We start from the raw sequence: 23103 nt of genomic DNA, 5'->3' as shown, positions 1-23103 counted from the left end.
TGTGGTACTTTATGCAATTTTTCTAGAACTATAATTCCAAGTTAAGGAAAAAAGTATTGCCCCCAAGAAAGCAGAAAAGATAAAAAATAAAAAAACACCATTCCAACCTAAATTATCAGAAATCCAACCAACACATACCCCAGCCAATGCAGCACCAAGATAACCAAATAGACCTGAAAGACCGTTAGCCGTACCAACTGCTTGTTTATTAGTAAAATCTGCTGTAGCAACACCTATTAAGACTTGCGGCCCAGATACAAAGAAACCAGCCAAAGCAAGAATAATCATGCTAAATATTTCATACTCGTTTGGTATTTGCCAAAATAAAATAAGAGTAAAAGCCAAAACAAACATAAATACTGAACCAACTGGTCCACGTCGTCCTTGAAATAGCTTGTCTGACATCCATCCAGCAACAACACCACCAATTAAACCTAAGATGTCATAAGAAGCAACTTGTAGGCCAGCTTGAGCAATAGTAACGTTTTTTAGTTCACGTAAAAATACGGGTGCCCAAAAAATTACGCCTGACCGTACAATATAAACAAACATATTAGCAAAACACACATACCACACTAGCCTATTACAAAATACAATTTTTATTAGTTGCCTCGTTAATAAATTATCACCATTGCTTCCAAGAGATATATCACATTCTTTATACTCTTCCACTATGGGTAAATTAACCTCATTGGGAGAATTACGTAATCTATTAAATAAAAATAACGATATTAATAATGCCATTATTCCAGGAATTATAAATGCTGCTTCCCAACCATAAACGTCTATTAAATAGCCACACACTATCATAGTAGTTGCTCCACCAATTTGATTAGAAGTAGCCCCCAAAGACCATTTCATTCCTAATTCCTTAGAAGCGTACCAATAAGTCAACATACGTGTTGCAGGCGGCCAGCCCATGGATTGAAACCAATTATTCAGAATCCATAAAAGACCCAGTGAGGTTATACTAGAAGCAAAACCCGATAACAATGTTATGATGCCTACAAGGGCAAGACCAACCACCATAAATATACGAGCATTTGATCTATCGCTAAAGAATCCATGACACAACTTTCCTACACCATAAACTATAGAAGAGGCTGTTAAAATCCAGCCAAGTTGAGTTTTTGTTACCTCAAAATGATCCATTAAAGCAGGCATTGCAATATTAAAATTCTGACGACAAAATATGAATGTTGAATAACCAATAATTATTGAATATAAAATTCTAATACGCCAGCTATTATACTTTCTAGCATAAGGAGGTCTTTCTTTGAATGTGGTACTTACCATCGTTTCCTCAGGTTATTACTTGCAAATATTTGAAGAGAGTATATATGCTTGTCAGGGAAAATACCACAAGCTATTATGTATTTTGTATCTAAAGCTTATTTTTTATCAAATGTACTTGAGATTTATTGCAAACTAGGTTAACCTCCTATAGAATCTAAGATAATAAAATTAATTCTAAATGACAATTATGACAAAATTATTAAGATTTTCTATGTTTTTTGTTATACTCTTGCAGTTATTATCATGCACTCCTGGTCCTCCTTACGAGATTAAAAGCCCTTGTGTGTCTATTGAATCAACAGATTCTTCTAGTACTGGCAACCCATGTGTTCGTAGACCGGTAAATTTAACTAGAGATATTGCCTAAACCCCCATTCGGGATAAGAATTGACAAATTCTTATCCCGAATTCGCGTCTAAAGGTTTGCTTTTATAATAATGTACAAAATCAGTAGATTTTATAATTACCTAATAGATTATATCTTGCCAGCAAGATGTTTGTCTTGTGCTGAAATGACTGCCACTAAAGAGGATTTTTGTCTAAATTGTTGGAAGAAACTTGATTTTATTACAAAACCTTACTGCAATATTTGTGGTTGTAGATTAGATATATCAATTTTAGATAATATGTGTTGTGCAAAATGCTTTCAACATAAACCTTGCTATGACATGTCTCGTAGCTTAATTAAATTTAATGAGCATAGCAAAGAAATAATTCATGCCTTTAAATATCAAGATAAAACTATTTTCTCCAAAACTTTCAGCAAATTACTTTATAGACAATACCACAGCGAATTTCAAGATATTGACCTGATTATTCCAGTTCCAATGAATAGGTTCAAAAGATTGTTTAGAATGTATAATCCTGCTTTGATTATGGCTCAAGAAATCAGCAAACTACTAAAAAAACCGGTAAGTCCTGACGTATTAATTAAGTCAAGATGGACCAAATCCCAAACTTTTTTATCTAAAAAAGAACGAGAAAAAAACTTATCAAATAGCCTTATATTCAATAAAAAATATCAAATTATAGACCAAAAAATATTATTAGTAGATGATGTATTGACCACTGGCACTACCATTAACAAATGTGCTAAAATCTTAAAGGATTCCGGGGCTAAGAGTGTTTACGTTATGACAATTGCCATGACATAAATGGCAGGAAGATGTCATTCCGGAGTGTAGGCGGGAATGACATCTTTTTCGTTCTACTTAAAAATTCACTTTAACCTTCAAACTACCTTGGTGACCAATATATTTGCTGGCAATGTTAGCATTATAGGTAACGCCACATTCCATCATATTATATTTCGCAGTTAAGCCAGTACCAACAGTGAAGGAGGTCTTAGCAGGTTTAACTAATCTAGTCGGTAATGGTTCATTTATCCCATCTAACCTTGCATCAATAATTGGTGCTTTTCCTTTGAAGTCATGATTAACGTAACCATGCAATTCTGGTGTTAACAGTACTTCGTTAACCTTCAGGGTTATCGCAGTTCTTAACCCCAAAATACCTTCAAGTTTATTGTACGACCTTTTCTTAACAGCTAGGTTTTGGAATTTTGTACCAGTTTCCGTATAGCCAGCATCCTTAAATTGCAAATATCTGAGTCCAATTGTTGGGGTAATCATTAACTTTTCAGAAGCTTGATAATTATACCCTGCAAGTAATTGACCACTATAAGAAATAGATTTATACTTAGCAGCAGCAGTCTCTAGAGCAGTAACAGTTCTCACCTTCGTTGCGATCAGGCGTCCTTCTGAGTTCTTAACCCTAGTTATGCCATATGATGCTATAGCTTCAGTAAACCAATTATTTGGAAAATTATATAAACTATATAAAGAGAAGATATTAGTCTTGCCGTTAGTTTTATCACCAACCTTCTGATTTTGATGAGACATTTGTGTGTTAATTCGGCTATAAGCTGCACCAAGTAGCAGATTATCATTTACTAAACCATCAAATCCAACTATTCCACCAGCTGATTTCGATTTATAACCACTAACTCCTTCATACATTTCTTGGCAAGCAGTACCATAGAATGGACTACCCCATACTCCATACATTACCTGATCATCATCACCAGACCCTATAGCTGATGCAGGATTATGCATTCTCATATACTGTCTTGAAGCAATTTGGATAGCAGTTTGAGATATCAACGTTCCCATTATTGCAGATGTTTTTGCAAGACTCTCTCCTATTGAATGTTCATTACCAGGCAATAGTTTCTCAATCGCTAAATGGGCATTCTTTTGATCCATTTTACCAAGTTGGTCTCTGAATTTAGCAGCATCACCTGTTGCATTCAGCAATTGTTTATTAACAAACTCTTGTTCATGTGGTGCATATTTAGCAGAGTCTTTAACTAAAACTTTATTAGAAATGTCAGTTATATACAGTTTTAGATCACTAGAATCCATGGACCACTGTACAAAACGGTTTTGTTCACCAGTTGAGTCAAGACTAACTTTACTATTATCAATTGCAACAAGACCTTTACCATCAACTGAAGAAATCACAAAATACTGAGCACCCCCTTTAGGAATTTTGTTAACATCAGTCTGAGCGTTCACTTTTATAATCAGCTGGTCTGCTTTCGATAAATCCAATTCACTATCTTTCTGAACCTCTATATTACCACCTGCTCCACTTGATGTATCGTAGGCAGTAACTAGTTCTATCTTTCCTGTCAGCTGTGCTTTACCAGTATATTGTAATTTATTAGCTGCAAGATCTACGGTGAAATCTTTAGCTGCTAAATTACCAGTTATAGAGGCTGTTTTAGGTAATATAATTATCTTAGCTTTATCTGCCTTAATATTAGCAAACCTAATATTTTGTTCTAATATTACAAACTTATTTGCAGCAAAACTTACTTCTGTTCCATCAGCAGTTTGTTTAAACCAAACATTATCGTCAAACGTTACCTTACCACCATTAATTTTGGCATCAACCAGTACTGCATTATCAAATTTTGCAATACCTGCATTTTTTATTTCATCCGAAACAATTTGTGTACTATAAGCAAAACTTTTCAATAATCTTGATAGGCTAGACCCATCTACAGTGAGGTTTGGCACAGATATAGTTCTGTTTTTAGTACCAGCAAAAGTTGCAGTCTTATCATTAGCAATTGTTATTTGCTTAGAATAAACATCACCTTTTACCGTAGCATTATTATCAAAAGTTACATCAGACAATCTTAATTTTTCTGTTCCAAGGTTATAAGCAAAGCTTCTATCCGAGTTGAAAACTACTTTACCAGTATTATTATCTTTAGTTGATATATCGGAATAGACAGCACTATTAATAGTAATTGTATGATCACCCAGTAATTTAATAGATTTTAATCTGTTATTCTCTGACCCAATATCTTGTATTCCAGTGGTAAAATCTGCAGCTAATGCAAGAGTATGAACATTATTACCAACAGTACTAATGCCATCTACAGTACTTGTTCCATTTAAAGTTAAAGTTGCCTCTTTAGCATTAGAGAAGCTAATATTCTTCGCCGAAACTGCTTGGGTAATCGCTACATCTGCTCCCGCTATTTCTAGAGTATATACTGAATTTCCAGCACCTATTGTACTACTAACGGTTATAGCTTCTTTAGCATTACTAAATTTTACCGTACCTTGACCGTCAGCTGCTCCCTTAATATCACGGGTCGTCACAGTGCTAGCAAACTCAGCAGTTGCTTCAGCAGATATTATGATGTCCTGATCATTAGCAGTTCGAACTTTGTCTCTAAAGATGTTAGTACCAACTTGGACTTCTATAGTACCAACAGGATTTTTGTCCGTTCCAACTACACCAGTAACGCCATTGTTGCCTTTGAATATTAAACCAACTGCAGTTCCTCCTGTTGAGTTAATAGAACCTGTTAAATTACAGTTCGTAGCAAAAATTAAATCATTATTACCATTACCTTGAATTTCAGTAATAGTATGATTGACACCTGCTAATTGTACATCACCTGCCCCAGCTTTTAACATCTTTAAGTTAGTAATCGAGCCTGTTACTTCACCAATTCCTAGGAATTCTAATTTTCCATTAACAGCACCAGTACTAGTTACACTACCATTGATTCTCTTACCAGCTTCCAACTTAACTGTACCATCCTTATCTTGGAAATCTACATCACCTGTAATATCACCATTAGCGGTAAGTACAGTATTATTAGCAAATAAAATATTACTATTAACCGCACCCAATGTTAGTTCATTTACCTTTAATTCTATATTTTTGCTATGAATGGTAATCTGCTGAGTGTTAAATTTACCAGCACCAGAAAAAATTACCTTTTTTAGGTTATTACCACCAGTACCTAAAGATAAGCCTACTCCAGCAATCGTCAATGTTTTTCCATCCACAACAGAATCAAGCTCAACTATACCCTTACCATTAGCACCTGGATTTAAATTATTTACCAAAGTTATTGTTTTATTGTCAGCAGCACTATTCCGTAAGGTTAACTGAGCATCTGCATGGTCAAAAGTAATCGCAGCAGCATTTAAATTAAAACCACCGTGTACTGCATCAAGTATATAAGTTGCTTTGCCTGCAGGTGTAGGCATATCAGCACACGCTGCCCCAATATGAATATTTGCAATCTGTGCAGAGCTAGTGCTCTCATCGGTAAATGTTGCCCCATTAGTAATAGTCAACTTATTTGCATTTTGGACATCAAGTATCTTAGCACCCCCTGCGATGGTAACTTGACGAGAAATACGTAATTCACCTAGCTTATTAGCATTAGTACCAAGGGTTTCTGCACCGGTTGCAGATTGCACAGTTAAAGTGTAACCTGGAGCTATATCATCACCATCTAGCCACACGATTCCTCCATGACCAGCAGGACCACCTAGTAAGTCACCATTAAAGGTTACAGTACTATCACGTCCCCTTGTAAATAAACTCAACGTCGAATTTGCATGCATAAAATTAATAACTTGATTAGCACCACCACCATTACCAAGGAGAGTAACATTAGCATCTGAGGTATTTATTGCTAGAGTCTTAGCATCAGCATCACCTATATTTATGGTTTTAATATTTCCAATCTGTGCATTTGTAGCTACAAGGTTAGCATTAACATTTAAAGTACCTTTAACACCATTTGCTATTGCTGAGTTGAAAATAAATGATCCACCAGCACCGTTAAATGTCAGTATTCCATACTCAGCATTATCAAAAGTAACTTTCCCTCCAAAATGACCACCAATTGTTACAGCATGACCAACAGCATTACCAAAGTGAAGATCATTAGTATAGACACTTCCTCCTAATGTAGTAGCACCACCGGTATTAATTCGAGCAAGTCTTGCATCTTTAGTACCAATATCCCCAATTACCGTACCAATTCCTGCAAAGGTTAATGTTCCTGTACCAACTCCACCCGCAGTAACAGCACCAGTGATTGTCTGAGCATCTCCTAGAGTAATTGTACCTGCATTACCTTTGAAGTTCACATTACCCGTAATCCCAAAATGAGCAGTTAACCTACCAGCCGCATTAAAATTCACATTACCCCTCATCAAACCTGCAGCGGTAACATCAGCAGCAGCATGGTTAATATTAAAATTTCTAGCCTTGGATGCACCCCCTAACTGTACAGCACCTCCTCCTATTCCAGCAATTCCAAAATTAACCTCTGCTAAAGCACGAGTAGCACCAATATCCCCGGTTACTTCACCAACTCCTGCGAAGTTTAATATGCCAGCCTTAATAGCACTATTATTATCCACATTACCTTCGATTTTCCGACCAGCTCCTAGAGTAATTATACCATCATTACCTTTGAAGTCCACATTACCCTCAATCCCAGCATTAGCATTTAACCTACCAGTCCCATTAAAATTCACAACACCCTTCATCAAACCTGCAGCATTGACAGTAATCTTATCATTATTTATACTAAATTTTGTGGCAGTGGCTGCACCCTGTAACTCTACAACACCTGTTTCAGTTCCCCCGAAATTGACCACTGTTAAAGCATTAGTAGCACCAATAGCCCTAGTTACCGTACCAGCTCCTGCGAAGTTTAATACACCAGCAGCACCACCACCAGTGTTATCCACAGCACCAGTGATTGTCTTACCACTTCCTAAAGTAATTGTACCGTTATTACCGCGGAAATCCACATTACCCGTAATCCCAAAATGAGCAGTTAACCTACCAGCCGCATTAAAATTCACAGTACCAGTCATCAAACCTCTAGCAATAACTATAACATTGTTATGGTTTATATTAAAATCTGCGGCAGTGGCTGCATCCCCTAATTTTACAACACCTCCCCCCGCATCAAGCCCAGCAGCAACTCCAAAATTAACCGCTGCTAAAGCCTTACCAACACCACCAATAGTGCCAGTTACTTCACCAGCTTTTACGAAGTGTAATATACCCTTATTATCTGCACCAGTGGTGTTATCTACACTACCAGTGATTATTGTTACACCCTTTCCTCTCACGTTAAGTACAGAATGTTCATGGGTAAGCTCAGTGTTATTAGCATAAACATTGTTATAAAAAGTAACTTGCCCTTCCTTTATCTTTATGAATGCTAAAGCATGATGTTCAGCACCGATACGCCCTATTACTTCAGAGTGTCCTCCTGCTCCTCCTTCGAAGATTAGCGTGCCACGAGATCTATTTGCACCAAGAATATCAGGAATCTCTATATGAGCGTCAATGTCCGCATCTTTATTAACTTGAAGTATAGAATTGTTATGATTAAAATTAATAGCTTTAGCATGAACTGATTGGTGTAAAATAACTGTTCCATCACCAAGATTTATCTGACCTAAATCGTGTTCTTCAATACCGATCTCCCCAGTTACTTCAGCATTTCCTAGGAAGGTTAATATTCCCTGATCATCAGCATTCGTAGTGACAGCACCAATACTTATCCCATCGCCAACTACAAGGGTTGAAGCATTACCACCAAGCGTTACATTACCCAAACCAGTGTAGGTGTTTGCTAGAGCAGCAAAACCATGTTGGTCAGCAGCAGCCAGAGTACCAGTTAAAGTTAAGGTGTGACCAGCTGCTATAGTTGGAGCTAACCTAGCATCATTACCAACACCAGCACCAGCATTATGAGCATCAGGCACTATAGAACCGATTGACAGATTTTCATTAACCATAAGCCTACCGTTGTGACCAGCTAGGTTGATAGCGGTAATAATGGCATTTTCTCTGTTAGCAGTAAGTTCAAAACCACCACCATAGGTAAGTGCATCGTGATCCCAAAGTGCATCAACAAAATTAGCTGGATCGACAACCTCACCATTCTGATCAATGTCATTCCAATGATTTTGACCTCCATCTACAGTATCCTTCAACGTCGCATTGTCTATCATCAAAACACCATGCTCAACAGCCACACCAAATGCCACATTACTACTGCCTAGGCTAGCTACAACCGAGGCAATTGCACTACTAGCCAGTAAATTTTTAAAGAATTTTTGTTTTTTCACCATCATTTTACCATTTTAATTAAAAAAAATAATTCATTTCTAGATTCCGCACCGAAGCAGGAATGACATCGACCCTTCTCAGGAAGGACATAAACACCATGATGTCACCCCTACCTACAATGTCACCCCTGCGAAGGCAGGGGTCTAAAAAAGTCTCACAAACCCTCTCGGTCTATTTTCTTAGATTCCTGCCTACGCAGGAATGACATAAAACCCTACAATGTTACTCCTGCCTCTCTTACAATGTCACCCCTACCTACAATGTCACCCCTGCGTAGGCAGGGGTCTAAAATAACTTAACACAACCCATCTTGATCATTTTTTAGATTCCGCACCGAAGCAGGAATGACATAAACCCTTCTCAGGAAGGACATAGATCCATAACTGTTGAAAGTTAGTAAATACAGCTTCTTTATATGTCATTGCGAGAAGGTCGTAAGGTCGACGAAGCAATCCAGTAACATCATTTATCTATAGATTGTTTCCTAGATTGCCTCGCTTACGCTCGCAATGACGCTGTGGTATAGGTATTTGTAAATTTTCGACAGTTGTGGACATAAAACCTCGCAGGGATAACAAATAAAACTATTACAAATCATTAACTTTTTAACATAATAGTTTATATCATATAGTTTATATCACATAGTTACTCATCATGTCAACAGTACAAGGTCAATAATAACGATCAGAAACTGTATTATTACCAATAATATGAACTATCTTTTATTTATAGCATTATCGATTTAATTACGAATTGCTATTGACTAAAATAGTTGCTGGTAATATAATGCCGACTTAATTTGTTTAAATTTTAGTTAGGATATTTTTCATGTTCGCAATCGTCAAATCAGGCGGGAAACAGTATAAAGTCGGCAGAAACAGTGTCATCAAAGTAGAAAAAATTGACGGTGAAAGAGGTTCAAAAATCCAATTTGACCAAATATTGATGATTGGTGAAGATTCAAAGCCATCTTTTATAGGTACGCCAATGGTTAAAGGAGCTCTTGTTACTGCTGAAATTACTAACCAGTTTAAAGATAATAAGGTTATTGTCTTTAAGAAAAAACGTCGTCAGAATTATCGTCGCAAGACTGGTCATAGACAAGAATTGACCGAACTGAAAATATTAGACATTACTAAACTATAATAGGATTTATTTAAGGATATATAGATGGCAACTAAAAAAGCTGGTGGTAGTTCTAGAAACGGCAGAGATTCAGCCGGTCGTAGGTTGGGTCTCAAAAAATATGATGGACAATATGTGATACCAGGTAACATTATTGTTAGACAACGTGGCACTAAATTTTACCCAGGTAAAAATGTTGGACTTGGTAGAGATCATACGTTATTTGCCTTGATTGCAGGCAAAGTAGAATTTTCTAGTAAGAAAAACCATAAAATAGTCAATATTGTGTAGTTATGATGTTATTTTTGCCTGCGGATATCATTCCCACGAGGGTGTATGTCATCCCTGCGAGAGGTTTATGTCATCCCTGCTTCGGTGCGGGATATAGAAAAATAAACCAAGAGGGTTTGTTAAACTTTTTTAGACCCCTGCCTACGCAGGGGTGACATCCATAACTGTCGAAAGTTAGTAAGTACACCTTCCCTATACGTCATTGCGAGGAGGCTGTAAGGTCGACGAAGCAATCCAGTAACATCATTTATCTATAGATTGTTTCCTAGATTGCTTCGCTTACGCTCGCAATGACACTGTGGTATAGGTGTTTGTAAACTTTCAACAGTTGTGGGGTGACATCGTAAGAGAAGCAGGGGTTGTAAGATCGTATTTGGATTCCCGCCTACGCCGGCAATGACATACTAGTAATCTACACAGAGATGACATTGAAGCCACAGGAATGACATCGAAAATTACGCTTTCAGATTTATGTCAATAATAGTTCAAAAATTTGGTGGAACTTCCGTTGCTAACATTGCAAGAATAAAAGAAATTATTCCAATTATTAAGCTTGAAAAGCAGCATGGCAATCAAGTAATAATTGTCGTTTCAGCTATGGCCGGGGTTACCAACCAGCTAGTTACTCTATGTAATGAAGTTTCTAGTCTTAAGACTAATTCAGAACTAGCAGAATATGATGCCGCTCTTTGTAGCGGGGAGATGGTAACAGCATCCTTACTAGCCCTTAAACTACAAGAACAAGGCATGAATGCAAGATCTGTGCTGGCATGGCAATTACCGATCTTAACCAATGATAATTATAGCAAAGCTTTGGTTGAACAACTCTCTACTAGTTTATTAATAGAATGTATTAAGCAAAACATCATCCCAATAGTTGCTGGATTCCAAGGTGTCACTAATCATAATAGGTTGACAACGCTTGGTCGAGGAGGGTCAGATACTACCGCCTCTTTAATTGCAGCTGCTATGAAAGCTGATAGATGTGATATATACACTGATGTGGAAGGAGTGTTTACTGCCGATCCTCGAATTGTCCCGGGAGCAACAAAATTATCACAGATTAGTTTCGAAGAAATGCTGGAATTTACATCTTGTGGGGCTAAAGTGCTGCATCCACGTTCCTTAGAGGTTGCTATTAGATATAATGTACCCATACGCGTTTTATCATCGTTTTTACTCCCATTATACCACGAAAAAAACGGTACACTAATAACATCTAGAGATAAAATTATGGAAAATAGGAAAATTACTGGTATTACTTCCAACAAAAATTTATTACAACTAGTGGTATCCTCCCAATTGAGTTTTTCTAAGATATGCAACCTCATCGCTGACCATAATATTCACCTAGAATTAATGGAAAATATTGAGGAAAATATACAATATAGTTTCATTATCCAACTATCTGATAAAAATAAATTACAACATTTACTAGATGATCTAAAAAATACTAATCAAATAAATAATTTTATCATTGACAGTCAAATTTCTATAGTATCAATTATTGGTTATGGTATTAAAAATGATCAAACCCTACTTGGTATGGTATTAAATGAACTAGAAAAAGAAAATATATCAGTGAAAAAGATACAAATCTCAGAAATTAAAATTTCTATCCTAATAAAAGACCTAGATACCGAAAAAACAATACGTTGCTTGCATCAATTATTTGCATTATCAGAAAATTAAGCAGAATTATGTCTAAAAGAAAAAAATTTGTAGAACTTTTTGTAACTTTTTTCTATATAGGTAGAATAAAATACTGTCCTGGTACATTTGGGTCTTTAGCTGCTTTCCCTTTGTGTTACTTGATCGTATATCTTTCTATAACTAATCAACTAATTTTTTCATTTACTAATTTCACAACTTTACAAGCACAATTTATTACTCTTTTGATTTGCCTATTGTTATTTATATTAGGCACATACTTCTCTTCAATATACATACAATATGGTACACAGGACGATCCAAAAGAAGTGGTGATTGATGAGGTAGTTGGTCAAATGCTAACAATAATACTAAGTTGTTTTTCTGTGGTTTTCGTAAACTACTCAGGACTTACAAAATATTTAAGTTCACAAATAATAAATTTTATCTTTTTATTTGCTTTGCCCTTAGTGTTGTTTAGATTTTTTGATATAATAAAACCATGGCCAATAAATTGGCTCGATTCTAATATCAAAGGGGGTATTGGTATTATGGTAGATGACATTGCAGCAGCAATCTTTGCTTCAGTCATGCATTATGCTATCACTTTTACTTTAATAAATTGGTTTGGCTAAATAATATTTTAATTAGGCTGTTCTAGGTTTGGAAACTTATGATCTTGACATAATAGGAGTTTAGGGATATATTATACTCTTTCTAAAAATTTCACCATTTTCAACTTTAAAATGCTATCTAGGATTCAAGTATACTCGAATGATCCTACGAATTGAAAATGAATTAGGGACGCACGCAGCGTACTTTGGTACGTGAATCCAATAATATCTCAAAAAGCAATTCTTTAAGCAGAAGAGTATATAAGGCACCCGTAGCTCAATTGGATAGAGTATATGACTACGGATCATAGGGTTAGGGGTTCGACTCCTCTCGGGTGCGCCACTTCCCTATCAGGGCTTCAGGGGAATTCCTAATTATAGTCAGAAATTTTTATGCAACTTTTATGCAACTTTGCAACCAATTTATAGTCGCAAAAATATTAGACAAATTTTCTCTCTAACTAATTTTCAGGGGGAGGGAATATGACACAAATATTAACTTCTCCTAACAGTCTTGTAGAGAATCCTGATACCATCTTTTATAATATAGTAGGTAATTTTATCCCACATGAGTGGCGGAATCTTATCAACGATCGTGGTAAACGATTAAGTACAACTTCTCGTCAACTTTTGTCTTTGATAGTTTCTCGTCTACAATTTGATAATAAGAGGGATAGCCCAGTAGAAGAATTACGGGAAGGCTTTCTTTTCTTCCAACAAGAGCTAGGAGTTTGTCAAACACGGGTAAAGCAATGTCTGTTAGAACTGAAAAACAGTGGTTTTATTGATTTTTATTCAACTACCATGATTATACACAATACTAGATGTCCTCATATTCAATGTATCACACTCCTTAAAAAATTTGTCAGTTTCCGTAAAACTAATAATTATAATTCTAACCAACAAGAATTTTTAAAGCAATCTGAAGAAAATTTTGAGTCAACTAAAAAAAGTTTTGGGTTAACTCAAAAAATTGAAAAAAATTTTTACCCACTACATATAATAGATAATTATCTATATAATATATCTATATCTAGATATGGCAAAAAAAATTTTTTCGAAGAAAATTGTGAACAAAGTTTGGAAGAGATTAAATCAACGGAAGAGCCAAATTTTCAATCGGAAGCAACGGTAAGTTCTGTAAGCAAGATACCCATCCTAAATTCTAGCGATGATTGTGAGGAAAATGAAAAAAATTGTCAACAAAACTTGGCAGAAAGTAAGTCAACGCAAGAGCAAAACTTTCAATCAGAAGCAGCAGTAAGTTCTGTAAGTAAGATATCACCCCTCAATTCTAGCAATGCCTCTCCAATCAGCGATTTAGGCAATGACTCTGACTCAAAAGATGATGATGCAAGTAGTGGTGGGGTTAATCGACAATCTTGCCAAAAATTGGCTAGTGTGATTAGTCAAGTTGCCAGCAAGGTTAAAGGCTGGGGTTTTCTTCAGAAGTTAGAGGAGTTTCACCCGTTGACCGAAGAAGATGGATCGATATTAAGAATCAGATCAAACCGTGATTTTAACCTAAATTTCATCAATAAGTTGATGATTAGACTAAGCGAGCAACGTCCTAATAATCGCTTTCGTAACAAGAAGGCAGTGCTAAACTATATGACTTTGGCTTTACAAGAGGAAATGCGTCCACCGGATTTTGCAAATAACGAAAGCTTTAATTTCAAGATGGATGATGCTACTAGGGCTGGAGAGAGCTATTTGCGGAAGGTAGAAGCGAGTCTAGACACTAGTCCAACACATCAACTGAAATACAAGATTGCTGGAGTCTTTGAACGTGATACTGCCTGTAAATTGCTGATTAATTGTAGTTTCTTAGGGGTCTTTGGTGATACCTATAGGATCAAGCTAAAACAGGATATTAGCTTACTCGAGCATGAGAAAACAAAATTACTCCATCAAGTACAAGCAGTATACGGCAACAAGGTTCAACAATTAGATATTATTAGCAAAAAAACTACAACAACTGCTGAAACAACTGCTGATAAATCGCAATCGAACTATTTAGGACTAAGCCAGCTAAATCCTCAGTCAATATGGTACAAAGTACGGAAATATCTAATCGAGTTACATGGTGAGCTTATCGATACATCTTGGTTTAGCAAGTTAGAAGCAGTTGAAGAGGATATGACTTGCAATAGGATTATTCTTAAACCAGCAACTGACTTTATTGGTTACTGGATTCAGCAGAAATATGGTAGGGATCTGTGGAACGCTTTTAAGAGTCATAATTTTGCTTTTGAGTTCGTAAAAGCTGATAATGGTGCAAGGGCAATTTAGAGAAATAGCACTTAAAGCTATTTTAGGCATGTTTATAAGAGAATTTTATTTTTTAGCTAGAAGAATTAAGAGCAAATAATAGTGCTGTACGAGTCTGTATTTGTGAAATTTTAAGCTATTATTTCAAAAAACACAGTCTAGCGTAACGAAGAAAATGTAGAAAAGCAATAATTTGAATTGGCAGTATAATTTGATGAAACTAATTGTATTAGTCGAGAAAAAACAAGATTACGATATGGTTAATCAATAATAACTGATTGTTCATTTAAAGTAGAAGTTGCATATGAGTTGCATATAAAATTATAAGGATTTGCTAACCCTAAGAGTTGTGCGGGTTACAATGGTTCAATCCTTTGTATTGGTATCACAAGGTCTTGCCCTAAATTGATTGTTGATAGCTATTTTGGCAAGATTTTGTACGATTTTTGTCAGTTTTTTTCATTTTTTGGCAGAAAACGCTAGCTAAAATCAGTAGGGGGGTCTGTGCGGCATAAAATCGGGCATAGGGGGGCGTTTGCAAAAATTTTTTTTAAGGTAATTAATCGTTCGTTATTAAAAAATTATTAACTGCTAGAATTGCTTGAATAAGATTATGTTTATTTAAGGCAAAATTGTGCTGATTGGTTTTAACAAACATTTCATTATTATTTTTATGTACACCAAAACCATTAAGAGTCGTTTCTAGAAATCTTTGCCATTTAGCAGAATCAGGCAAACTACTGAATTGGCTTAAATCATCGATAGTCCAACCATCATCAGTTAGGATATAACTATTCCCCTCTTGTTTTAGATAAATTTGTATGTAGTCATTATGGCAGTCAAGATAAGGGGTAGTTATCTCCACCCAATCTTTTAATTGTTTCCATGTTGTTTTCTCTTCTAGCCACTGATGGTAACTTACCAAAAGATGTTCTATATTGCTAACCACACACAAATTTGAAGCCATGAGAATAATTATCAATAATGTTCAACATATAAAAAAATCCAGCAAAAATTTAATCATAATAGAAAATAACTTACTGACAAGAATTATAATATAAAACATCACTGGAAAAAGAGATAGAAAAGTGCTATAATGAACGCAACTAATAAGACTTAAGAAAATAAAAAGAATTTTCAAAGAGTGGTAGATGACTAAGAATTATGGGTTGTTCAATAGATATTTAGAGAAACTATCGAATGAGACAATAAGCAAATTTGGTTCGCAGGAAAATGTTATACTATTCTTACAGGCTTTATGCGAAAGCGGAAACAGCCTTTCTGCTGCTAAAAATAGTGCTGTTTTGCCTTTGCAGTTGCCCTTGATTATTCACCAAGATAAATATTTAAACAAATGTGTGAAATTAGCCTTGCAATATGCGGTCGATAAAGCAGAAGGGGTTTTGTATGACAGGGCTATTAATGGCTATGAGGAAATCACCTATAACAAGGATAATCAACCAATTGCTACTAAGAAAAAATATTGCTCTAAGTCTTTGCTGGAATATCTTAAAGCTAATTCGGAGAAATATCAAACTAGAAAAAATGATGATAGGAGTAATAGGAAAAGTGCTAATAATGCTGAGCAGAAAGCAAGAGATAAGGAAATGGCAAGGATGATTGATGTAAGTAACTTTGAAGTAGAGTCTTACGGAGCAGAGAGTAGCAGTAGTGAAGAAAAGTAATATTAAGGCTGGGAGAAACATTAGCAAAACTGCTACTGCTGAAATTACTAAAGTTACCAAAGGTATCCCTAGCTCTAAAAGCTTTAAATTTCCAGTAGACTGGTCACCCTATCCATTCCAGCTACCTTTGTGGAGGTATTTGTATAATGGCGGTAAGAAAGCCATAGCCATTTGGCATAGAAGAGCTGGTAAGGATATTATGGGTATTAACTGGATCACTGCTAGTGCTATTCGAGAAGTAGGCATATATTGGTATGTGTACCCTACCTATAATCAGGCTAAAATGTCAGTGTGGGACGGTATGACTTTGTCGGGTCGTCCCTATATGTCATTTATCCCTGATGGGGTCATTGCTCGAAGTCAGCAATATAAGCAACGGATATTATTTAAAAATGGTTCGGTGATTCAGTTTGTTGGTAGTGATCGTTATGCTACTATTAGGGGTAGCGGTATCAAGGGAGCAGTTATTTCGGAATATTCCTACCATGATCCAAGGGCTATGAGTTGTGTTATCGAACCAATGGTAGTTCGGAATAATGCTTGGCTACTTTACCTGTATACGCCAAGTGATAACCCAAAACTAACACATGGTGAGGAATTATATTTAAAATATCGAGATAATTCCGAGGTATTTTGTCAAATCCAAACTATCGAAGACACTACAGATCATGAGGGAAAGCCCTTAGTCGATAAAAGTAAGCTTGATTCTGTCGATATGACTGATGAGGAAATTCGTCGAGAGTTTTATTGTGATTTTGAAGCCTATCGTTACAAGAGAGCTGATCAAGGTGGTACTTTTGTTGAACAGTTACGACTAGCTGAAAGTCAGGGGCGTATTGGCTATGTGCCATATGACCCAGCCTATCAGGTTCATACTTACTGGGATATAGGGATTGTTGATTATACGGTTATTTGGTTTGTTCAAGAAAAAAAAGATTCTATCGATATTATTGACTTTTATATGAACAGGGGTAAGGATTTAGAGTTTTACTTGAGTCATTTAAGGACTAGACCTTACCAATATGGACGCAATGTATTACCGCACGACATGAGTCGAAGACAAATGCCAACTTTGGATACAAGATTACAACAAGCTAATGAGGTAGCAGAGAAAGTAGGCTTCTCGCCTTTTGCTATTGGTAGGAAATATTTACGGGAAGAAATGATAACCAAGGCAAGAATACTACTGGGTAAATGCCGCATCGACGCCCAAAAATGTCAACGTGGCATTAACGGACTTTTCGAGTTTGATGCTACAAAAAGAGGAGTGCATTCTAATTCCTCTAGGGCTACTGATATAACCGAGAGCTTTTGTTATATGGCGATGGACGTTAAAACTGGTGATGAACAGCAGCAGTCCCAATATGATATAGTGCAACATCGTAAAGTAATGAATGATTATAATGCGTTGGAAAGATGATGGAGCAGAAGAAGCAAGAATTGATGATGAAATAATTGAAATGGTAATTAATAAATAATTAAGGCAAATAATATATGTGGCCAATATTAGGTTTACTAGGACTTGGTGCTTTAGCGGTTGGTGCATCTAGGAACAGGTACATTACTGGAGCTGATACATCAAGACAGAAGCGTCTCTATAATGAGTCACGAGATCGTTATAGTAGTTATGCGAGTGAAGCACAAAATACTATCAATAATTTGTCGCAGCAATTGCAACAATCTCAGCAGGGCTTACACTCTCTAGAAGAGCAACAGTATCAAGCTAGCATGAGAAGCTATGATATGCAACACCAACTAGATTATCATACTCGACAATATGAGAGTGGCTTAAGAAACATAGAATCACAAAGATCTAGTTTGTCTGCATCAGCCAATCAACTAAAACAAGCTTTTGCAGCATTTACACAAAAAGCTCCCGCCCTTGATTTCAAAATAAGTGAGGTAGAGCAATTACCGGGTCAGTTCCAAAACCTGTATGATCAAGTAGCCCAGCGAAGAGAAAGCTTGAAAGGTTTAACCGAAGAGGAAGCCGGTAGCCACATTTCTAAATATCAGCAAGACGTTGAATTGTTAAAAAAGCAACGTAGTGAAACAGAAAGTAAAATACGCCATTCGATGGATAGCATCACCAAAGAGCATCAACAGCTAACAAGGGAAAAAGCTAATCTTGAACATCAGCTTACTAACTATCAATCACAGCAAAATCGATTGTCGCAGGATACTAGTAACTTTGATAATGCTAGACAACAATTGTTCAGCATGATTGAACAATACAAACAAGAACAGAATAGACAAGAGCAAATCACTGCTGACTATACAAGGCAACGATCGCATGCTGAAGGGTTGCAAAACCAGTTAAGAAGTTATGGGGAAGCTGCTCAAAGCCAGTTGGATAGCTATGGCAGGGATTTAGAGTGGCGAGCTGGTAAGTATCAAAAATCTGCAAGAGATACTGGGCTAGCACAAGGATTGGGACTAACAGCTTTAACTTTTGGACTTGGGGCAGGCTTAGGAGCGATTGGTACTGGTGGTTCAATGCTTGCTGGGATAGGTTCGGGAATCCAAATGTTATCTCCGCTTGTTGGTATTGCTCATTATATGAACAGATCCGATATTAGTCGTAAACTTGCTGGTTTTGAAAGAATTAATCTTAACAACAATGATCCAAGTATAGGAGCTGATTTGTCGCGAATAGCAAGATACGGTCCATCAGGATTAGACAAAAGAGCCATCCCTGAGCTTGGTGGTCTAAAACAAGCGTTGGAACATTTTGGCATGCGGTCAGTGCCACAATTAAAAGATTTACCACCGTTGCACGAATCTCTTGGCAAGATCGTGTCTCTTAAGGATATTGAAGGTTTAACTCTAGGCTTACCTAGTATGACTGCAGCTAGTGGCAAAAAATATAGCCATGAAGTGTTATATAATACTGAATTCATTAAGAAACTTAAGAAAGTATCAAAAAACTTAGGGACACCATACTTACAACACAACTCCAATTTAAACACAAGAGCTACTAGCTATGCATGATAATGATATAAACAAAAAGATTGAATATTTTGATAATCTCAAAACCAAACGGGAAAAATGGAATCAGATATGGGATGAGCTGAAGAAATATGTTTGCCCGCAAACCGAAAGTAACAAGGTAATATTTGATTCAACTTCTATTTGGTCAAGGAGCAATTAGCTTCAGGTTTACAAAGTTTGCTGGTAAATCCAGCGATGAACTGGTTTAACCTTAGCATAGTAATTGAGGATGAAAATCAATACCAACAGCAATTAACATCAGCTGAACTGAACATACTAGCCCAAATGCTAGAAAAAGCCATAATGGATATATTCAACAATCCGGCTTCTAATTTCTATAATCAAATACATCAGTTTTTCCTAAATCTAGCTGCCTTTGGTACAGCAATATTCTATGTCGAAGAAGATCCAGCGTTAACCCAAACTCTATTTTTCCGTAATATTAATTTACAGGAATGTTATTTTGAAGAGGATAAGTTTGGTTTTGTCAATACAATGTACCGACTCTTTACCATGCCAATTAAAGCCGCATCAGCTAAATGGCCAGACTTTGCCGATTTCAAGGAAAGATTAGCCAAGAATCCTGATGAGACCATAGAGATATTGCACATAGTTAGCCCACAAAGTCAGAATCAGAGTGGCAAAGGTGCAAAGAGATTAATGACAACACTTGCCTATAGTTCAGAATATATCCATCTCGCTGAACAAAAAATTATCAGTCAATCAGGTTATTCGTACTTTCCATTTTTTGTTACGCGATGGATTAAAGAAGAAGGTCAAGTGTATGGATATGCTCCTGCTCACCATGTACTACCTGATATTAAATTACTCAATAGTTTAAGACAAATTACCCTGAAAGTAGCACAAAAACAACTAGACCCACCATTATTAGTGCCTAAAGATGGCTATTACTTACCTCTTTACACTACGCCGGGTAGTGTTAACTTTTACCGTAATGGCATGGCGGATAAAATAATGCCCCTAACTGGTATGGAGAATATCCTACCGACTGAAATCGAGCAGAATCAATGCCGCGATGCGATATTTAAGGCATTCTATGTTGATATATTCAGAATGCAGAAAGAAAACAAAGAAATGACTGCCACTGAGGTGCAAATTAGAACGGAGGAGCAATACCGGTTAATGTCACCAATGGTAGGTAGAATCGAGACGGAATTTCTAAACCCGTTAATCACTGCGATATATCAAACTCTAATTAAATACAACAGAGTACCGATTCTAGAGGGAGCAACTAGGCCGCCTAATATTGATATTGAATATGTATCACCATTATCAAAAGCTCAGAAATCATCAACCATATCTAGCGTTGAACAAGTATTGGGCTTCTTCCAAAGGAGCGGCATCAGTAATTTCTACCCTGAGATTTACGATAACATCAACTGGGATGAATGTTTTAAACTATTTTGCGAGCTTAGAGGAACACCAAGCTCAATCCTCAAGAGTGAACAAGAAGTACTACAGCTTAGACAACAACGTAGGATGATGCATTTACAACAACAAATCCAACAACAAATGCAAGGACAACAAAATGAAACTATCAATTAACTCTTCAGCAACCCCATCTCCACCCTCAATACTTACAAAAGAGCAATTAAAATCAATTTATTTGCAGATTTTTAGTGGAGAAGATGGTAGAATAATATTAGAAGACTTGGCTCAATTAAGTGGTGTGTATCGCAGCAACTTTCTGCAAGAAAGCAACTACACCGCTTTCAATGAAGGCATGCGAGCTTTGTTTTTGTACATATGCTCGCAAGCTTCAGAAGATGATGGAGTTGATAATATTGAAGGAAATTTATAATGAGGATAGTTTATGAGTACGAATAGTAAAACATTGGTATCGTTAGACTATGCGATTAAATATCTACTCAAAGATAAAGGTGATTATGAAATAGTCGAGGGCTTTATTTCGGCTATACTCAAAGATGCTGGTTACTTACCAGTAAAAATCACTGGTTTACTTGAGAGTGAGAGCAATAAAGAAAGTGAAGACCTAAAGCAAAGCGTAGCTGATGTTATCGTTGAAGACAAGCAAGGTCATAAATATATTGTTGAAATAGATCGTGCGTACACTAGTTCATTTTTGCATAAAGCCTGCTTTAATAGTTGTAGGTTGATTGTTGATAATATTGGTATCAGTGAGGATTATAGTACTATCAAGAAAGTATTCCATATCAGTTTAATATATTTTCCATATTCAAATATGAAATCACCGTTATATCATGGTCAGACTATATTTAGAAAAACTGACGAGCATTCTAGACACATGCATATTGGTGATATGGGTGGTAGGATTGTTGATATTCATAATATATTTCCGGAATATTTTGTTATTTCCGTACCAATTTTTAACGATGTTATAAACGATGAAATGGATGAATGGTTATATTTTGCTAAACATTCTGAAGTAAGAGACGATTTTAAGTCACCTTATATGAAGAAAGTAGCTGAGCGTCTTAGCATTCTAAAAATGACTCCAAAGGAACGTGAAGCCTATCGCCACTATGTCCATAAAAACTTAAAAGAACGTGATTATCTACTTTCAGCTAAAGAAGAAAGAAGTATAGAAATGGCAAAAAGAATGCTAGCTGATAATGAGCCGATAGAAAAAATAATTAAATATACAGAACTATCCATTGAAGAAATAGAAGTGCTACGTGAAAATTTGGCTGAAGACACGACTACTGTACTTGACGAAGATTAAATAGGAAGGGTATTGATTTGCTGTATTGGAAAAATAGAATTTCTAAAAAGTTTATGTATGAAATTATCAATGAGTAAAATATGAGCGAAGAAGCAAATATTATTAACAACGAAACTACCACCAGCAATAATTCATGGCTGGCTAGTCTGCCGGAGGACATCCGCAAAGCTGAGTCATTGAGTAAATTTAAGGATGTCTCATCTTTGGCACAGAGCTATTTGGAAGCAGAAAAGAGCTTGAATCAACGAATTGCCGTGCCAAAAGATGATAGCTCTGATGAAGAGTGGCAAAAATTTTATTCTAGGATGGGGCTGCCTGAGGATAAGAAATATACTGACAAACGATCCAAGGAAGATGAGGAGTATTTAACTCGTTATGAAGACATGTTTTACCAAAGCGGATTATCTAAAAGGCAAGGTGAGAAGCTGCTTAATTCTCTGTATGGTTTTTCGCAGGATTTACAAAAACAGCAAAAAAATGCTATCGAGCAAACACGTCACTCTCACATTGGTTGGTTGAAAAACACTTATGGTGAAGGTTTTGACAGTAAGATGACAGTGATGCAGGCAGCTTTATCTAAGTTTGGTACTAAAGAACTGGCTGAATTAATTGAAGATTCCAATTACTCGCCAGCCTTAGTAGATTTGTTAGTTAGGGTTGGTGAAACCTTAAAATCCGATTCGTTGGTAACTGGTAATGAATCACCAACAATTACCAGCCGAGATAAGGCATTGCAAGAAATTAATAGACTTGAATCTGATACTGAATTTATGGTAAAATTGAATGGTAAAAATCATACAGGACATAATCAAGCTGTTAAACGTATGGAAGAACTGTACAAAATCGCGTATGACAAAACGCAATAAGTAAATAATGCAAACAAGAAGTAAGTGATAACTCTCTTAAGGCTGCAATCCGCAATAACCTATCAAAAAAGAGCCACTGGAGGCTCTGTCCAAAAAACTGTGTAAAT

Annotated in this window: 18 protein-coding genes and 1 tRNA gene; 16 read left to right on the top strand and 3 right to left on the bottom strand. The window is 36.2% G+C overall.

Going from position 1 to position 23103, the window contains the following annotated elements:
* Positions 1 to 9: 9 nt before the first annotated feature.
* Entirely contained in the window at positions 10 to 1296 is a 1287-nt protein-coding gene (locus AB3211_RS01890) for an MFS transporter (RefSeq protein WP_367364489.1), read from the bottom strand.
* A 187-nt stretch (positions 1297 to 1483) separates the two neighbouring features.
* Between AB3211_RS01890 and AB3211_RS01885 the strand changes: the two genes are divergently transcribed.
* Positions 1484 to 1663 (top strand): DUF2706 domain-containing protein, encoded by a 180-nt coding sequence (locus AB3211_RS01885; protein ID WP_341753754.1) that lies wholly within the window; start codon positions 1484 to 1486, stop codon positions 1661 to 1663.
* A gap of 70 nt (positions 1664 to 1733) precedes the next feature.
* Positions 1734 to 2450 carry a ComF family protein gene (locus AB3211_RS01880; RefSeq protein ID WP_367364488.1) on the top strand — a complete coding sequence of 239 codons (717 nt, stop codon included), beginning with the start codon at positions 1734 to 1736 and terminating at the stop codon, positions 2448 to 2450.
* Positions 2451 to 2507: 57 nt separating this feature from the next.
* Here AB3211_RS01880 and AB3211_RS01875 read toward each other — a convergent pair whose 3' ends face one another.
* Positions 2508 to 8780, bottom strand: coding sequence for an autotransporter domain-containing protein (locus tag AB3211_RS01875; RefSeq protein ID WP_367364487.1), 6273 nt, complete (start codon positions 8778 to 8780; stop codon positions 2508 to 2510).
* A gap of 826 nt (positions 8781 to 9606) precedes the next feature.
* On the opposite strand from AB3211_RS01875, the gene rplU reads away from it, so the two are divergent.
* The 6 genes from rplU (at position 9607) to AB3211_RS01845 (ending at position 14750) form a co-directional block, all read left to right on the top strand.
* Complete coding sequence (gene rplU, locus AB3211_RS01870) at positions 9607 to 9924, top strand: 50S ribosomal protein L21 (protein ID WP_367364486.1); 318 nt, start codon at positions 9607 to 9609, stop codon at positions 9922 to 9924.
* A gap of 24 nt (positions 9925 to 9948) precedes the next feature.
* A complete protein-coding gene (gene rpmA / locus AB3211_RS01865) occupies positions 9949 to 10194 on the top strand; it encodes a 50S ribosomal protein L27 (protein ID WP_341753930.1) in 246 nt (81 codons plus the stop codon).
* Positions 10195 to 10665: 471 nt separating this feature from the next.
* A complete protein-coding gene (locus tag AB3211_RS01860; protein WP_367364485.1) occupies positions 10666 to 11886 on the top strand; it encodes an aspartate kinase in 1221 nt (406 codons plus the stop codon).
* A gap of 8 nt (positions 11887 to 11894) precedes the next feature.
* Positions 11895 to 12479: a phosphatidylglycerophosphatase A gene (locus tag AB3211_RS01855; protein ID WP_367364484.1), complete on the top strand. Its 585-nt coding sequence runs from the start codon at positions 11895 to 11897 to the stop codon at positions 12477 to 12479.
* 245 nt (positions 12480 to 12724) lie between these two features.
* A tRNA-Arg gene (locus tag AB3211_RS01850) sits at positions 12725 to 12801 on the top strand.
* Positions 12802 to 12941: 140 nt separating this feature from the next.
* Entirely contained in the window at positions 12942 to 14750 is a 1809-nt protein-coding gene (locus AB3211_RS01845; RefSeq protein ID WP_367364483.1) for a hypothetical protein, read from the top strand.
* Between the two features lie 538 nt (positions 14751 to 15288).
* Here AB3211_RS01845 and AB3211_RS01840 read toward each other — a convergent pair.
* Positions 15289 to 15696 (bottom strand): DUF1828 domain-containing protein, encoded by a 408-nt coding sequence (locus AB3211_RS01840; protein ID WP_367364482.1) that lies wholly within the window; start codon positions 15694 to 15696, stop codon positions 15289 to 15291.
* Between the two features lie 184 nt (positions 15697 to 15880).
* Here AB3211_RS01840 and AB3211_RS01835 point away from each other — a divergent pair, with 184 nt between their 5' ends.
* The 8 genes from AB3211_RS01835 to AB3211_RS01800 all read left to right on the top strand — a co-directional run bounded on the left by AB3211_RS01835 (position 15881) and on the right by AB3211_RS01800 (position 22996).
* Positions 15881 to 16414, top strand: a complete 534-nt coding sequence (locus AB3211_RS01835) for a hypothetical protein (protein ID WP_367364481.1) — start codon at positions 15881 to 15883, stop codon at positions 16412 to 16414.
* Positions 16401 to 17834 carry a hypothetical protein gene (locus tag AB3211_RS01830; protein ID WP_367364480.1) on the top strand — a complete coding sequence of 478 codons (1434 nt, stop codon included), beginning with the start codon at positions 16401 to 16403 and terminating at the stop codon, positions 17832 to 17834. Before AB3211_RS01835 ends, AB3211_RS01830 begins: the two co-directional genes overlap by 14 nt.
* A gap of 74 nt (positions 17835 to 17908) precedes the next feature.
* Positions 17909 to 19405, top strand: a complete 1497-nt coding sequence (locus tag AB3211_RS01825; RefSeq protein WP_367364479.1) for a hypothetical protein — start codon at positions 17909 to 17911, stop codon at positions 19403 to 19405.
* Positions 19398 to 19565 (top strand): hypothetical protein, encoded by a 168-nt coding sequence (locus AB3211_RS01820; protein WP_367364478.1) that lies wholly within the window; start codon positions 19398 to 19400, stop codon positions 19563 to 19565. The genes AB3211_RS01825 and AB3211_RS01820 overlap by 8 nt, the downstream gene beginning before the upstream one ends.
* Positions 19566 to 19600: 35 nt before the next feature.
* The gene (locus AB3211_RS01815; protein ID WP_367364477.1) at positions 19601 to 20971 is read left to right on the top strand and encodes a portal protein; all 1371 of its coding nucleotides are present in this window, start codon (positions 19601 to 19603) and stop codon (positions 20969 to 20971) included.
* Positions 20955 to 21227, top strand: coding sequence for a hypothetical protein (locus tag AB3211_RS01810; protein ID WP_367364476.1), 273 nt, complete (start codon positions 20955 to 20957; stop codon positions 21225 to 21227). Before AB3211_RS01815 ends, AB3211_RS01810 begins: the two co-directional genes overlap by 17 nt.
* A gap of 12 nt (positions 21228 to 21239) precedes the next feature.
* Positions 21240 to 22130, top strand: a complete 891-nt coding sequence (locus tag AB3211_RS01805; protein WP_367364475.1) for a PD-(D/E)XK nuclease family transposase — start codon at positions 21240 to 21242, stop codon at positions 22128 to 22130.
* Between the two features lie 80 nt (positions 22131 to 22210).
* Entirely contained in the window at positions 22211 to 22996 is a 786-nt protein-coding gene (locus AB3211_RS01800) for a hypothetical protein (protein WP_367364474.1), read from the top strand.
* Positions 22997 to 23103: the final 107 nt, after the last annotated feature.

Source organism: Candidatus Tisiphia endosymbiont of Nedyus quadrimaculatus, assembly GCF_964059235.1.
Taxonomy (GTDB): domain Bacteria; phylum Pseudomonadota; class Alphaproteobacteria; order Rickettsiales; family Rickettsiaceae; genus Tisiphia.
The sequence above is the reverse complement of the archived record's forward strand: the minus strand, read 5'-3'. Positions and strand labels throughout refer to the sequence as shown.